The 14,529-nt window shown below is 59.7% G+C and carries 11 protein-coding genes and 1 tRNA gene; 8 read left to right on the top strand and 4 right to left on the bottom strand.

The annotated features are described in order from the left end of the window. Nucleotides 1-164 precede the first annotated feature (164 nt). Nucleotides 165-1,112, top strand: a complete 948-nt coding sequence (locus tag AB7531_RS35975; protein WP_063985317.1) for an ABC transporter substrate-binding protein — start codon at nt 165-167, stop codon at nt 1,110-1,112. Between the two features lie 154 nt (nt 1,113-1,266). Here AB7531_RS35975 and AB7531_RS35970 read toward each other — a convergent pair whose 3' ends face one another. After that, nucleotides 1,267-3,036: an amidohydrolase gene (locus tag AB7531_RS35970; RefSeq protein ID WP_231144272.1), complete on the bottom strand. Its 1,770-nt coding sequence runs from the start codon at nt 3,034-3,036 to the stop codon at nt 1,267-1,269. 483 nt (nt 3,037-3,519) lie between these two features. Here AB7531_RS35970 and AB7531_RS35965 point away from each other — a divergent pair. From AB7531_RS35965 to AB7531_RS35955, 3 genes are all read left to right on the top strand, one after another. Next, nucleotides 3,520-3,604 (top strand) — tRNA-Glu (locus tag AB7531_RS35965). A 212-nt stretch (nt 3,605-3,816) separates the two neighbouring features. After that, on the top strand, nt 3,817-4,287 hold the full coding sequence (locus tag AB7531_RS35960; protein WP_167768314.1) for a hypothetical protein: 471 nt from the start codon (nt 3,817-3,819) through the stop codon (nt 4,285-4,287). A gap of 160 nt (nt 4,288-4,447) precedes the next feature. Further along, a complete protein-coding gene (locus AB7531_RS35955; RefSeq protein WP_084795292.1) occupies nt 4,448-4,819 on the top strand; it encodes an ABC transporter substrate binding protein in 372 nt (123 codons plus the stop codon). Between the two features lie 790 nt (nt 4,820-5,609). On the opposite strand, the gene AB7531_RS35950 is transcribed toward AB7531_RS35955, so the two are convergent. After that, entirely contained in the window at nt 5,610-6,887 is a 1,278-nt protein-coding gene (locus AB7531_RS35950) for a complex I NDUFA9 subunit family protein (RefSeq protein WP_231144273.1), read from the bottom strand. An 805-nt stretch (nt 6,888-7,692) separates the two neighbouring features. Between AB7531_RS35950 and AB7531_RS35945 the strand changes: the two genes are divergently transcribed. From AB7531_RS35945 to AB7531_RS35935, 3 genes are all read left to right on the top strand, one after another. Further along, a complete protein-coding gene (locus AB7531_RS35945) occupies nt 7,693-8,886 on the top strand; it encodes an aspartate kinase (RefSeq protein WP_441280244.1) in 1,194 nt (397 codons plus the stop codon). A gap of 162 nt (nt 8,887-9,048) precedes the next feature. Beyond that, on the top strand, nt 9,049-9,885 hold the full coding sequence (locus tag AB7531_RS35940) for a glycosyltransferase family 2 protein (RefSeq protein WP_063986658.1): 837 nt from the start codon (nt 9,049-9,051) through the stop codon (nt 9,883-9,885). A 421-nt stretch (nt 9,886-10,306) separates the two neighbouring features. After that, complete coding sequence (locus AB7531_RS35935) at nt 10,307-10,522, top strand: hypothetical protein (RefSeq protein ID WP_085403297.1); 216 nt, start codon at nt 10,307-10,309, stop codon at nt 10,520-10,522. A gap of 195 nt (nt 10,523-10,717) precedes the next feature. Here AB7531_RS35935 and AB7531_RS35930 read toward each other — a convergent pair whose 3' ends face one another. Beyond that, nucleotides 10,718-10,957 (bottom strand): hypothetical protein, encoded by a 240-nt coding sequence (locus tag AB7531_RS35930; protein WP_063985314.1) that lies wholly within the window; start codon nt 10,955-10,957, stop codon nt 10,718-10,720. Between the two features lie 213 nt (nt 10,958-11,170). On the opposite strand from AB7531_RS35930, the gene AB7531_RS35925 reads away from it, so the two are divergent. Beyond that, nucleotides 11,171-12,469, top strand: coding sequence for a c-type cytochrome (locus AB7531_RS35925; protein WP_063985313.1), 1,299 nt, complete (start codon nt 11,171-11,173; stop codon nt 12,467-12,469). Here the strand turns inward: AB7531_RS35925 and AB7531_RS35920 are convergent, their stop codons facing one another. After that, nucleotides 12,470-14,440, bottom strand: a complete 1,971-nt coding sequence (locus AB7531_RS35920) for a 4Fe-4S binding protein (protein WP_063986657.1) — start codon at nt 14,438-14,440, stop codon at nt 12,470-12,472. Nucleotides 14,441-14,529: the final 89 nt, after the last annotated feature.

Raw genomic sequence — 14,529 nt, 5'->3', positions numbered from 1 at the left:
GGCGGACCGGAAGTGACCGGCCGACTTCCCAAGCGCCGTTTTTGACCCGTTGCGGACATTGCGTCGCACGGTTAGGGCGGGCTGCCAGCCCTTTTCTCGCTCGGCTCCCGGTTGAAAAATGCTAGGCTGTATGCCTCAGTCGGGCGCTTCAAACGAGTAACTCAATGAGGCGGCGCGAGTTCATCACGCTCGTCGGCGTTGCCGCGGTTATGGGCCCGAGCCCGGCGCGGGCGGAGCAGACGAGAAAGCTACCCATCATCGGATTCTTGGGCCCGGCCTGGTCGGCCCAGGATTTCGAGGATCGGTTGCGCGAACTCGGTTGGATCGCGGGGCGGACCGTTGCGATCGAGTATCGCTCTGCGGAGGGACATACCGAACGCTCCAAGGAAATTGCGACGGAGTTTGTCCGGCTCAAGGTGAATGTCATCGTCACGGTGGGGGGATCTCCGACTCTCGCGGTAAAACGCGCGACATCGCTCATCCCAATTGTCTCCATTTCTGGCGACCCTGTTGGCAGCGACCTCGTCGCAAGTTTGGCCCGACCGGACGGCAATGCGACCGGCCTGGCGCTCAACCCCATCAGTCTTGCCGGCAAGCGCCTCGAGCTGTTGCGCGAGGTTGTCCCAGGTTTCCGCCGCTTGTCCGTTATGGTCAATGCCAATAGCCCCGGTTTCAAAAACAGGATGGATGAGGTGCAAGCGGCGGCCTCCGCCCTCGGCCTCGAGGCGACGATATTGGAAATCCGGCGCGCAGAGGACGTTGCATCGGCTTTCGAGGCCCTCAGGGACCGTGCGGACGCACTCTATGCCGTCGGCGTCCCACTCACCTTCGCCATTGCGACCCGAGCGCTGACCGCGCGAATTCCAACGATGTTTGAATACCGAGAGTTCGTCGAGGCGGGCGGGCTGATGTCCTACGGCGTGGACGCAACCCACCTATGGCGGCTTGCCGCGACCTTTGTCGACAGGATTTTGCGCGGGGCGAAGCCCGCCGACTTGCCAGTCCAACAGCCGACCAAGTTCGACCTCGTCATCAATCTGAAGACCGCCAGGGCACTCGGTCTGAAAGTACCGGAGTCATTCCTGTTACGCGCCGACGAGGTGGTTGAATGAGCGCGGCTGCCGGGCAGCCAGCAAGGGACCGCGGCCCAGGAACTGGCTGGAACGTATGTCGGCCCGAGCTGCATGGTTTGAGACGAGAGCAAATATCGCTGCATTGGACAATAGGCCGAGATTTCGCGAGAGCGGCACGGCGGGCCTCCAGCTCTTATTTTGCGTTTGCGAATACATCCGCTGCGTAGATGAGCTTGCCACCCACGACCGTCAGCAGAGACGCCGTGGCGCCAATTTGCTCGACGGGGACGGACATGAAATCCCGGTCGAGAATCGCGAAGTCGGCGAGCTTGCCGTTTTCGAGCGTGCCGCGCCGCGTCTCGTCGAAGCTGAACCAGGCGCTTCCCACGGTGTAGAGGCGCAAGGCCTCTTCGCGGCTGGGTGTTTCGTCCGGGCCGCGCGTCGAGTGTCCACCGACGGTCTTGCCGTCGAGCATCCATTGCAGCGCCACGAACGGATTGTAGGATGCGACCCGATGCGCATCCGTGCCGGCCCCGACATGGACGCCCGTGCGCAATGCCGTGACGATGGGCGGCATCTGGCGCGCGGCTTCGCCGGCCTGCGCCACGATACGGTCGCCTCCGAGGTACATCGCGTCCTGCATGGTCCAGCCCACACCAAGGGCCTTCATCCGCGCCAGCGTTTCGGGCGAGGTGTTGTCGAGATGGGCGATGGACCAGCGCAGCGGCGCGATCGGCGTCTCCTTGTTGACCTCTTCATAGAGGTCGAGGAGCTGATGGACGGATTTGTCTTCCTGCCAATGGATGGTGACCGTCAGCCCTTGTTTTGCCGCCCAGCGAATGATCTCGAGGAACTTTTCCTTGGTGGCCGCGTCGGGCGCGTTGTTGTTGTACATGGCGCCGGTGATCCGCTCGCCGATTCCGTTGAATCGCAGCATGTCGTCGCCGAATCCCATCGGCAGGAACGGCGTGAGAGTCTTGTACTCCTCGAACTCAGCGCCGACATTCTGGGCGAACAGGCTGAAGGCGACCCGCACCGAAAGTGATTTTTCACGCCAGAGCTTCTGCAAGGCGGCGTAGTGGCTGGGATAAATGCTGAAGCCGCCGGGATCCACGATCCCGGTAATTCCGAGACGATTGAGCTCCGTGAAGAACTGCCGGGTTCCGGCGACATTCTCTTCGAAATTGGGCCTCGGCAGGCGATCGAACAGCGCGGAGATACTGACGATGGAGCCGTTGAACCAGCCCGTGGTTTCGCCCGATGTGGCACGCTCGGCCGTGATCCCGGCCGGCAACTGATCCGCGGAGATCCCGAGGGCTTGCTGCGCCTTCGGCGTCATCAGCAGCGCCGAATAGAACAGCTGGATGTAGGCCGGATTGTCGGGCACGGCCGACATCACCTCGGCGAGCGTCGGCCGCCGCTTCTCCGCAAATTGCAAGTCGCTCCAGCCACCGGCCACGATGATCCAGGACGCCGGGCGCGCTTTGGCCGCCTGGCGCAAGCGTTCCATGGCTTCGCCAATGGTCTTTGCGCCGATCCAGTTGACCTCGGTGGCGTAGGTGAGGCCGGCGCGCACGGCGTGAATATGGGAATCGATCAATCCCGGAATGATCGTGCGTCCGCCGGCGTCGACGCGGCGCGTCGCGGGCCCGATCAGGCCTTCCATGGCATCGTTGCCGCCAACTGCAACGATCTTGCCGTCGCGGACGGCGAGCGCCTGCGCGATCGTCGATGCAGGATCCAGCGTCACGATCTTTGCGTTCGTGACAATGAGGTCGGCCGTTTGTGCGTAAGCCGAAGTGGCCCAGCACGAGATCACCAAAATCGCCAGAAGCTTGCGCATGTTCAGTCCCGGAATGAGAGAGGCAGGAATGAGAGAGGCAGGAACGGCGCCACACATCCGCCGCTGGATGCGCTCGCGGGCATCGCGTGTCGCAACGGGGAGTGTCGCGATCTTGATCATGTCTGGCTCCAACAAAATCAGCCGGTCCACCGGAAAATTCGGTCAAGGCCCAAATCATTGATTTCGCAGCCCGCCTTCGCCCGTCGGGCTTCGGCGCGGCAGCCTTCGCCGCTTCGCTTGCCATTTGCGGCACCGGTTTGCCTAGCCGAAGCTCGCGAAGCGTGTCGGGACCAATCAAAAGCGAGTCGCTTAACCCATTGATTTATCGTGGCCTGCCAAAAATTCGCGAGTCGAGAAACCCAAGAATCATGAGTCGATTTTCACCAAAAGCCAAAACTCGTGAGTCGATAGGGGAAGCGCGCTCGATATTGAGTTCTGAGTTCGCGTTGCCCGCTAAATGTCGTAGGTCGAAGTCTCGTCAAAGGCAGCCTAGCGGGTCGCGACTCGTGAACTAGGCCGCGAATTCTGACAAAAGCTCGAGCCAACCACCTAGTCCTTGATGGATGGAACTCCGCCTGAACCAGGGGCTCGGCTCTTGATCCTAGCCACAACTCCGGCGGCGAACTCACTCTTGCTGCTCAGCCCTCTCAAGGCTGAAACAGGGGATCGATTCCCCTAGGGAGCGCCAGCAAGTGTTTTTCAGTCACTTACATCAACAAATAGCGGCGCTAGCGGCATTCGATAGCGGCAATTCGCGGGGCCGCCACGCTCGCCGGGCGAGTGCTTCGTGAAGTTGAATTTGGTTGGATATGGAAATCGACGAAAACCTGATCCGCCGCGACCTGACGTCGGCGCAACGGGCGAAGCTGATCTCCAAGCGAAAGGCGGCTTGACGGCCTTATGGACAGTTTCGCTAAGGACACGGCGGCAAAATCTGGCAAGTCCGAGCGATCGATTGAGCGCGACGTAACCCGCGCCAAAGCGCTAGGCTCCGACCTTGATCGCGTGGCCGGGACGTCGCTGGAGAAGGAGCGCTTAACTGGACGCGCGGGCGTGCTGCAGACCACAGTAGCGCTTGTTCCAGATTTAACCTTCCGCGACGACATCAAGCTTAATCCGCGTCTTCGATTGCACCCGAGCTGCGGAGCGCTAACCTCTCTGCACCGGACATTGCCCCGTCCGGGTTCACCATGGCGAGGTCGTCGCGCCAAGATACTCGGCGCGGCGGCTTCGTTTATCTACCGCAACGGTATGAGCTTCATTTGGCGAATAAGCCCGACGATGACCGGTTCGATCTCGTTGAGATGCGACGACAGATCACGAACTTACGCTCGCAACACTCTGACAATCTTCTCGTCACATCGCGATTGAACCGCTTCTTCGTGAAGATTGCATTTTTATCTGAGCCGAAGGATGCAGCACACGCGCAGCACCTGCGGTCCGAATTCGCGCGGACGCTGCAAGGTATTGAAACGATCGTCACCCGGAGGCCATCTGCGAAGCGATCTGGTATCGTTAAGCGGCCCAAGTAATGCTAACGCGGGTGCGCTCTTGCGCTCGCCGGGTCCGGGGCCGATGGTCGATGGAGTCGCGAAGTCGTCCTCGTTTCGCGTATCGAAGCCGCATCGCCGCGTTGGCGTTGATGCACCGCATTCCGAGCTTCGCAACATCGCCGGATTTCGTCGGGGAAGGTGGTCTACTCGCTTACGGTGCGTCGAGACGGCGTCTTTTTATTCGATCAGCTTACCACGTCAAAGGAATCCTTGAGGGTGCACGAGCCAGCGACTTGCCCGTCGAACAGCCGACACGGGTCGAGTTATGGATCAACGTTAGAACTGCAAAAGCGCTCAAGCTCGTAGTTCCGACGACACTACTCGCACAAGCTGACCAAATAATTGAGTAGACGCAAAGACGTCTATTGGCACGAGCCCGACCAGTCGCGTTGGTCTGGCAAATTCCGTTCACGCGAGTAGACCGGAAGTCACCGGCTCAAAGGTGGACCGGTGCGTACGACCCGGACCTTGGCACGGGACCTCTGTCCTGGGCTTTTCATTAGGACCACGGCGGCTCTTCGCTCGCCCCGATTGCCTCGTGGTGGATTGTGAAGCCCGCCGAACGTCAGCAACACAGTTCTTACAGAGGCAGGATCGAAACCAATATCCTTGGCGTTTGGTGGATGTGCCTCGCTGCCCTTCAATCGGAGCGTCAAGTGCAACTGCTCGCAAAGGTGCCGAACCACGAGATTGACCTGATCGTCAGTCATGATCTGCTTTTCCCGCTACCATCTTGCGGCCCAACTGGTAGCACATCTGATAGCCCTACACGCAACGACCCCGCCTCGCGAGTCGCGTGGTAGGGCCGCCTGCCGTCCGGACTTGGGCTGGATGAGTCGAGCCGGCCAACTCAATTTATTCCCGGTCAAAGTGAAGAGGTGACTGCGCAAAAGGAGCACTCCGTTGGGTATCCTAATGTGACAGATCGATTGTCCTAATTCGGACAGCTCCAGGCGGCTGGCCGCACGCTAAGGGTTCACTCGGGAGGGTCATTCCCCTTCGGCTCTTGTAAAAACTTTGGCGGATGAACTGACCCCTGAGCTGCGACCATCGATCTATCGGGCCTAGTGCGCGACCTCGGAGGTAAGCCGCTTCCCGACATCAGTAGTCACATCGTGACACGGTAACGAAGTCTCAACCCTACCTGGCTCGACCCTCATTTGTGTTTTGAGTTTCCTCGTTTGTATGCTTGAGCATCGCTTTGAGTTCTTCTTCGAGCGATCGCGGCGAAATTCCGAGTGAACCGAATCCCGGCCGGCTGCCCGAGACCATCGTGTCGATCTGCATAAGCTCAACCTGATTGCGCGTGAGCGGCGGGTGCGGCAGGATCTCAGCGAGGCCGGCGGCGGCATTCCAGAAAGCAAAGGGTACTCGCACCAGCATTGGCCGCAATCCGGCGGTGCGCGCAATGGTCCGCAACAGGTCGCCGTATGAGTAAACGCGCGGGCCGGCCAGTTCGTAGATTGGAAACGGTCTTTGTGTTTGCCGCAGGACCTGTGCGATCGCCGCGGCGACGTCGTCCACGTACACCGGCTGAAGCCTCGTCCTGCCGTCGCCGAATAGCGGATAAGCCGGCAGGGTCCGAAGCAGCCCAAGAATTGTCGTGAGAAAGGCGTCGTCCGGCGCGAACATTACCGCCGGGCGGATAACGACTGCGCCAGGGAATGCCGCTTGCACAGCCACCTCGCCCTCGCCGCGATTGCGAATATAGGGCGACGGCGATGTGGGGTCAGCGCCTATGCCTGATAGGTGCACAAACCGTTTGACCCCGGCCCGCCGTGCCACTCCAGCGATCCTGGCGGCAGCTTCGACGTGCACCGAATGAAATGTGTCGCCTCCATGCTCGGTGTAAAGGCTGATCGCGTTGACGACGCCGTCGGCACCCATAACGGCGGCCTCTACAGAGCGCTCGTCATGGGCATCAGCGATGACCTGTTCCGCGTTGTCGCCCTCGGCCCGCGCAGGATGCCGTGAGGCTATACGCACCGTAACGGTGGAGACGCTCAAATGGCGTACAACGCGACAACCAACGAAGCCGGTCCCCCCAAACACGGTCACGCGGTTCATTCCCCGGTCCATCCCACGATCCTGCGCAACGTTCTGTATTGACCCGCCGAGCGCCGCGCGCACTGCCTCAGTGGCCTCCGCCGGCGAACTGCCTTTGTTGAGATGATGTGAGATCACATCAATCAAAATGTGCGCTGCAGGGCCGACCGTTTGCCACTCTTTCCTAGCTTGATCGATTAGCGGCTGCGCCTCATTATAGAGCGTTTCCGCCTGTTCGATGATCGGATGTGCCTTACTGAGAAGATCGATCAGCGCCTTGGTCGCGGGCAATGACCGCTCAATTTGTTCAAGCTGCGCGTCGCTGAGACCGGAAACGTGACCAATGACTTCAATGAGCAAGTGTTTCAGCATAGCGCAACCTTGCTGGTAGCGACGCACTAACTCAGGGCAACCAAGCGAAAGTAGGCACGGGCTCGGGGGGCGTCAGTTGTTGTCTCAGCCGACAAGGGCCCGGCCGCCAAGCTCTCGGAGCTTGGAACAATCGCGCGCAATGGTGGATGATATTTGATCCACATCGATTATGTCCAGCATCTGGACCCAAATTTTCGTTAGCTGCCTTGGGCAAGGCCTTTGGGGAGTGCAAGGCTGACAAGTCTTGGAACGTCCTAGAAAACACGACGTCGGGCCACTCTGTTAGGACACATCCGGCGGGGCCGCCTTGCCGAAAGAGGCGCGGTATTGAGAACTGTCCTGATGGACGGTGATGGGCCTCAGTGCCCAAGTCGAACGGCTTGAAGCGGTGGAGACGGGTCGGCGGCACCGCTGGTCCGAGGACGTGCGTGTGGCCATTTCCCGGCGAAACCGGTACGACACTTTCATTCAGGGATTATTTTTCGGGTCGGCAGAACCTTTAGCGTTACCCAGCCGATCTTGTCGTGACCGCCAATCTTCCGCCAAGAAAAACGATTCTTGTATCGAATACTTGGAGAGCTGTGAAAGGCGATGAGCGGAGAGGTACGTGGGCAACCGCGTGCACTAGCCTATTCTCTGAACCTCAGAGACGCGCTGGCGCGCGGAAAAAAACGTCGCGAAACCCGATAGGGGGTGGTCAAATCTCTGCGCGGAGCGCAGCAATCTTGGAGCTAGATGCATGAGATTATCCGGCGGAGCGAAGCGAACATCAAGCCACCGCTCATACAGCTGCCGTCGCACGTAAATGCGCAACAATCCGACCATCGTGCAAAAATACGGCGGCGTCTGTCTAGAAACCCCGGAAAAAATTCGCGCGGTTGCGAGGAGCCTCGCCGATTTGCACAGCCGTGGTCATCGCGTCGTGGCGATCGTTTCAGCGATGGGTAAGACGACCGACGAATTAATTAAGGCGGCTTATCAAGTAAGCCCGCATCCCAACCGCCGCGAACTGGATATGTTGCTAACGACCGGTGAGCGCATCAGCATGTCGTTGATGAGCATGGCCCTGTCTGATCTCGGTGCGCCAGCCATTAGTTTTACCGGGAGTCAGGCCGGTGTAATGACAGACGAATCTCATTCTTCCGCGCGAATTTTAGATGTGCGGCCTGCGCGCGTGCTCGAAGAACTCGGTCGCGGACGCATCGTGGTTTTAGCGGGCTTTCAAGGCGTGAATCCGCGAACCAAAGAGATCACCACACTAGGCAGGGGCGGCAGCGACACCACTGCAGTCGCCATGGCTGCGGCGCTAAAGGCCGAGCGCTGTGAAATTATCAAAGAGGTCGACGGAATTTGCTCGGCCGATCCGCGCGTCGTGGCGAACGCAAAGCCATTGCGCCGGCTGGATTTTGCATCCTTATCCGAAATGTGTTTTTGGGGCGCCAAGGTTTTGCATTTTCGCAGCGTGGAGCTGGCACAAAGCCAAAATATCCCTTTGTTCTTACGAAAATGGGGCAATTCCGAACACAGCACGCGAGTGATGAAAGAGGTTATCGGAATGGAAAGCGGAAAAGTCTTGGCCGTCAACTCGATGGCTCGTATTGAGCATGTGGAGATCGCTTCGACGAATCTCAGTCACGGTTTTGAGAAATTTGCGCAGCATCTCAAGCAAAACGGCCTATCTTGGCCGCAAGTCCTCGTCTCGGCTTTCACGGCCGGAAAAACGCGCATCATGATGACTTGCGAGTCGGAAACGCTCGACACTCTGCTGCGCACGCTGGAAAGGAGCAAGGACTTGCGCAAAGGGCGTGAGACTTTGAGTTCGGTGAGCCTCACTTGCTTCGGCGGCGTTTCTTCAGACTTGCCATTTCAGGCGATGCAAATTCTGCAATCCCGTGGGTTTGTCGTTGAAAAGTACGTTCTATCACCACATTCGATAAATTTGTTCGTTCCTGTGGCGACCCGCGAGGCCGCGGTCACGGCCTTGCATTCGCTGATCTAACAACCTCTTCGAGAAGATATCACGAAATCGCGTATGGGGAGGGATGGTCAAGAGGGGCGGCTCGCCGGCTCGATGCGGCGACAACGAGAGTTCTTAATCTTGCTGATACGCGCCCGTCCGCCATCGTTGGTGTCAATTTTTTATAGTCGGGAGGCGTCGATCATGCCGGGCACCATTGGTTGGCTACTTCGCGAGGGCGAACGAATCATTGCTTGCAACACAGGTCTATTGGGTGACAAGCACCTTCTAATCGGCGCTACCCGCGTTCGTAACGAAGCGCTTATTCTCAGAGACACACTGGATTACGTGGGCAAGCAGGTCGATGCGATTGTCGCTTATGATGACGCGAGCACGGATCGTACGCTGGAGATTCTATGCGAACATCCGAAAGTCGCTCTGATTGTGACAAATCGGTCGTGGGAAGCTGACATCGAGGCGCGCCGGATTGCTGAGGGTCGGCATCGCGGCCTCTTGTTGCAGACGGCGCGCGAGCATTTGCAGTTCGACTGGATGTTTTGCTTCGATGCGGATGAGCGCGTTACCGGGGATTTACGCGGATTCATAGAAGGAACGCATTCTAGAGAATGCGACGGCGTGCGGGTTCAACTGTTCGACGCCTATATGACTCCTGGGGATCATGCACCCTATCAGGCCGATTGCGAACTGTTGGACTTTCGTCGTTTCTTCGGTCCGGAACGGCGAGACATTCTGATGTTGTGGCGAAACCGGTTGGAGGTCACCTTCGCAGAGCACCATGCGCGCGAGCCGGGTGGCGTTGAACGCGTGGCGACTGGCCTCTATTGCCAACACTACGGCAAATCGTTGTCGGTCGACCATTGGGAAGAGACCTGCGACTACTACATGCGACACTTTCCGTTCGATACCTACGGACGAAAATGGCGCGAGCGCAAAGGTCGAGCAATCCACACCCAATCGGACTTCATGCGGCCGTTGTACGAGTGGGGTGACAGGCTCTTTGCGAATGCGATCAAGATGTGATTGTCCGAAAACTGAGCCGCCCCCGTGCCAATGCGGCCGCTTCGAAGTCGGCTTCGTTGATCTGGACGCGTTTTGGTCTGCGTTCGGTCGTGTTCGTTGTGTTCCGGTGAGATCGTTTCTGGTGCGAAACTGGTGCGATAGATGGTCTGAGATTTTCGTGCCTGACGTGCTGTTTCGCAACGCCTCCCGAAGATTGTTCGTGACCAGCGCGCCAAACAAATCGCGCCCAACAAGCCTTGCCGCGCCGCGCGGTCGACGAACCTCGCTCCGGGGATGAAGCCGACTCTGACGGTTCCAAACTAGGAACCTGACAGGCGCTGAGCGCAAGAATCCCGGGAGGTGTGAGGCGGCTCACACCCCCACGTCAGGCTTCGCGCTAATCAGATCGCTGCGGGGATTTCTGGCGGACAGGAGATTTCGCATGAAGCCTTTGATCATTTGTTCTATCGCCGCTGTTGGTCTGCTTGCTGCTGTGACCGGCATCCCGCGATCACACTCGAACGCAACGGTCGGGCGCGCCGGAACATCAAGCACGTCGACATTGCAGGGCATGCAAAGCGGTCGAAGCGCAGACAAACTGCCGGTCGACGATTTTGACGATCGGTCATTGGTCTTTCCGCGGGATTCCAAGCGCTAAAGCATGATCCGGAAAAGTGCGCAGCGGTTTTCCGAAAAGATCATGCTCAAACAACAACCTAAAGCGCGATGACGATTCATCCCAATCTCATCGCGCTTTAGGCAGAAGGCCGCGCAGCAGACCGTTCAGCCAGGGCTCGCAAATAGATGCGCTTGAGCCTGCGAGGTCGAACGAAATCGTGGTCGAGAGGCGGGGCTACGGGCCCAGGAAAGCGGGCGGAATCGGGTAGTCGTTCCCCAAAAGGCCGAGCAATTCCAGTTCGCCTCGATGAGCGTCCAGTTCCAGAATGGCCAAGAGAAGCATCAGCACGGCCGCGGTATAGATGAGGAACGGTGACGTTTCAGCGGGCACATCGTCATGGTGTGGCGGTATCGCATTGCGAAGTGATCGCCACAACGAAATGAAATGCAGATACGTTTTAGGTCGTATTTGCATGACGTCGTCCTCGACGTGTCAGATCAAGCATAGGTTCAGGCTATGCCCGGTTCAAGCCGACAACAGCCGTTGCGGCATTGAGTAGCGGAGCCATGCCCGTCCTGCGGTGCAGCATGGAAACCGGATAACGGCTTCAATCATTGACGAGACCGAGCGAGTGCACGTACGCCGTGTCAACACCGACGACATGCCCGAACGACCTGTAAGCCGCAGATGAATTGGGTCCCACGTCTCAGCACCAGTCTCTGCATCGTTGCCGCTCTGCTGGCGATGCATTCAGCGCCGGCGCCAGCGCAATTGACAGGTCACGGTGGGCCCGTGCGGGCGATTGCGATTTCCAGTGATGGCAACAATGTTCTGTCGGGCAGCTTCGACACCGCCGCCATCCGATGGTCGCTCAAGACCGAAGCCGCCGAGCAGGTCCTTCGCTTTCACTCCGATGCGGTGAACGCGGTGGCCTTCCTGAAGGATGGGCGGATGGTGACTGCCGGAGCGGATGCGAAGGTAGCGATCTGGACGCCTGGCCGGCAGCAGCCGGATCAGGTTTTCGAGGGCCATGGTGCGCCGATCGCTTCACTTGCAGTCTCGCCGGATGGCGCAAGAGTGGCTTCTGCCTCCTGGGACCATACAGTTCGTATCTGGTCGCTCGGCGATGGCGCGCAGCAGGTGCTGGAGGGGCATGCGCAGAACGTCAACGGCGTCGCATTCACGTCGGATGGACGATCGCTGGTGAGCGTGGGTTACGATCGTGAACTGAGGATCTGGCCATTGGCGGGTGGCACCCCAAACGTCATCACGCTGGGCTCACCCCTTAATGCCGTGGCAGTCGCGCCTGACGGCGAGATCGTAACGGGTGGTGCTGATGGCAAGCTACGCTTTCTGATGTCGGAGGGCCGGGAAAGCGGCGAGGTGCAAGCTGGCCAGACGCCGATTGTCGCGTTGTCGATCTCTCCAGACGGCACGTCGGTCGCTGCTGCAGGAATTGGCGGTGTCGTGGCGGTCATCGACCGAAAGGCGCGAAGCATCGCGCGAAGCCTGGTCGATACAGGTTCGCCCGTGTGGTCGGTCGCTTTCCTGCCGGACAACGCAACATTGCTGACGGGCGGCGTCGACGGCAGGATCCGGCGCTGGAACGCGCTGACCGGCGCCCCCATCGGCTCATCGTTGCAAGCCACGCCGCGCGATCCGCTTGCAGCCTATACGGGAGATCACGGGGCCGAGGTGTTCAGGGCGTGCGTTGCCTGTCATACCCTGTCCGAGCAAGACGCGCAGCGCGCCGGCCCCACGCTTGCGGGCTTGTACGGCCGCAGGATCGCGTCGCTGCCTGGTTATCGCTTCTCCGACGCGCTCAAAGCGATGGACATCGTGTGGACGCCCGAGACCGTGTCAAAATTGTTCGAACTCGGTCCGAACGCCTATACGCCTGGCACAAAAATGCCGGAGCAGCGGATTGGATCCGCGAAGGATCGCAAGGCGCTTACGGATTTCCTGGCGCGCGCCACCGCCAAGTAGCTAACGCTTGGTCTCACGCTCACGGAGATAATCATCGGTCGTGCGAGGCGAAGCGCGTTCGGGCACGCCGGCGAACGGGTCGAACTGTTGTTCACTCATGGCGGTGACGCGGCAGTCCGCGCACATTCTGACCACGTCCAGCCGCTTGTCGCCCGCGGGATACATCCAGTGTCGGCCCTCGAGTTTCGCAGCGATCTTCTCGATCGTGCTCTTTACCCCAAAGGGTTTATTGCAGCGGATGCAAAGCGCCGGCTCTTCCTCCTTGATGATCCGTGCCGGAGCCCTTGAGGCCCGGAAATCGATCTGCGGCTTCAGAGTGATCACCTTTTCCGGGCAGGTGCTCTGGCATAATCCGCACTGCACGCACGCATCTTCGACGAATTTAAGCACGGGACGTTCGGGATCGTCGCGGAGAGCCCCGGTGGGACAGGCCGACACGCAGGCCAGGCACAAAGTGCATCCGTCCGTATTGACGGTAACCGTACCAAGCGGCGCGCCCTGGGACAGCGCAATGACGTCGGTCGGCACAGGCGCAACGCGGTGCAGTTCGTGAAGAGCGAAGCGAAGCAGGTCGCGCCGCTTGCCTACCGTCTTGAAGGTTGCGGGACGCTCCACGGCCGGCGCGGGTTCAATCGACCGCAGCACTTCGCCCAGCACGTCCGGGTCGTCCGTTTCGATAGTCGCAACCCGGCGCCCCGAAAAACCTAATCCGGAAACAATGGCATCAGCCATCGTTATGGTTTGAGAAAGCCCGGAGATGTCGTGCAGAGGTCTCGCGCGGAGGAGAAAGCGTATCCCCGCTGCGCCATAGGCGAAGGATGCCACGACCGCTTCCAATCCAACCTGTGTCACCTCGTTGACGGGGAACGGCAGCACATTGGCGGGAAGCCCGTCGCCGTGGCGGGCGAGCGCATCGATCAGCGTGCTGCCATGTTGGGTGTCGTGCAGCAGCACGACCGCACCGGAGCCGCCGGCTTCGCGGTAGGTCAAAAGCATTGCGCGCAATTTGTGCAGCAGCGCATCGGGCGGCGGAAGGGCATAGGTTGCTGCACCCGTCGGACAGGCCGCGGCGCACTGGCCGCATCCGGCGCAGACCTCAGCGTTGATCTTGACGTGATCGCCATGTGGCGTGATCGCTCCGGTCGGGCAGAGATCGAGACAGCGATGGCAACCCGTCAGCCTCGAGCGCGAATGGACGCAGATCTCTGCGGTGAAATTGACGTATTTCGGCTTGTCGAAGTTGCCGACGAGGTCGCGTGCCCTGAGCACCGCACGCAGCATCGCGGCCGGGTCCCGCGGATCCGCGCGGAGATAGCCGTCGCGCAAGTCATGCGCAGGAAAAAGCGGTTTCCCGCCGGAGAGATCAAGGACGATGTCGCAGCGCGAAGTCAGGCCGTCGCACGGAGCCTCGAAGACGAGCTTATCGCGCGAGGAGGGGCGGGGGGCCGCATAGTCGTCGACCGTCAACTCGAAGGCCCCCAAATGGCCCTTGGCGTTACGGATCGTTCCTTGGACGATCGGAAAGGATGTCGTCGCCGGCGGCATAATCTGTGACGGCTTTGTGATCATGATCGTCACGTCGAGATGATCGGCAAGCAATCGACCAGCTTCGACCGCAAGTTCGTCGCGGCCATAGATCAGGATCACCCCTTCGCTCGATAGGGTGACAAACGGAAAAGCAGGCGCAGCCTCGGACACAGCGGCGAGCAGTGCTGCCATTTTTGGGCCTGCCTTGGTTCCCTCCACCGACCAGCCGGCCGTCTCGCGAAGGTTGATGAAATCCAGTTTCCCCGAACGCCCCTTCGCCTCGTCGCCAAACAGTGGGGCCTCCTGGGTGCAGCCGACGATGAGCGGTCCTTCCGCCTTCGCCGCGTTGCGAAAATGATCGAGCTCGGCCCTGCAGAGCTGGCGGAACTCGGCGATTTCGCTTTTGCGGCATCCTCGCTTCACGGCGGCCGTATCGAGGCGCATCGTGTCTTCGCACGAGCAGATCAGGATCGTGTTCGGCGGATCAGGCATGCGCAGCCCTTCACCTCCTGAAGAGGTCCGGGAACGACGGC

The sequence above is a fragment of the Bradyrhizobium sp. 63_E2_N1_3 genome (genome assembly GCF_052076005.1).
Taxonomy (GTDB): Bacteria; Pseudomonadota; Alphaproteobacteria; order Rhizobiales; family Xanthobacteraceae; genus Bradyrhizobium; species Bradyrhizobium barranii.
The sequence above is the reverse complement of the archived record's forward strand: the minus strand, read 5'-3'. Positions and strand labels throughout refer to the sequence as shown.

Bases quoted from the DNA above. Each gene is read 5' to 3' on its own strand.
- AB7531_RS35975 (WP_063985317.1), top strand. From the start codon at position 165: ATGAGGCGGCGCGAGTTCATCACGCTCGTCGGCGTTGCCGCGGTTATG.
- AB7531_RS35970 (WP_231144272.1), bottom strand. From the start codon at position 3,036: ATGATCAAGATCGCGACACTCCCCGTTGCGACACGCGATGCCCGCGAG.
- AB7531_RS35960 (WP_167768314.1), top strand. From the start codon at position 3,817: ATGGACAGTTTCGCTAAGGACACGGCGGCAAAATCTGGCAAGTCCGAG.
- AB7531_RS35955 (WP_084795292.1), top strand. From the start codon at position 4,448: ATGCTAACGCGGGTGCGCTCTTGCGCTCGCCGGGTCCGGGGCCGATGG.
- AB7531_RS35950 (WP_231144273.1), bottom strand. From the start codon at position 6,887: ATGCTGAAACACTTGCTCATTGAAGTCATTGGTCACGTTTCCGGTCTC.
- AB7531_RS35945 (WP_441280244.1), top strand. From the start codon at position 7,693: ATGCGCAACAATCCGACCATCGTGCAAAAATACGGCGGCGTCTGTCTA.
- AB7531_RS35940 (WP_063986658.1), top strand. From the start codon at position 9,049: ATGCCGGGCACCATTGGTTGGCTACTTCGCGAGGGCGAACGAATCATT.
- AB7531_RS35935 (WP_085403297.1), top strand. From the start codon at position 10,307: ATGAAGCCTTTGATCATTTGTTCTATCGCCGCTGTTGGTCTGCTTGCT.
- AB7531_RS35930 (WP_063985314.1), bottom strand. From the start codon at position 10,957: ATGCAAATACGACCTAAAACGTATCTGCATTTCATTTCGTTGTGGCGA.
- AB7531_RS35925 (WP_063985313.1), top strand. From the start codon at position 11,171: ATGAATTGGGTCCCACGTCTCAGCACCAGTCTCTGCATCGTTGCCGCT.
- AB7531_RS35920 (WP_063986657.1), bottom strand. From the start codon at position 14,440: ATGCGCCTCGATACGGCCGCCGTGAAGCGAGGATGCCGCAAAAGCGAA.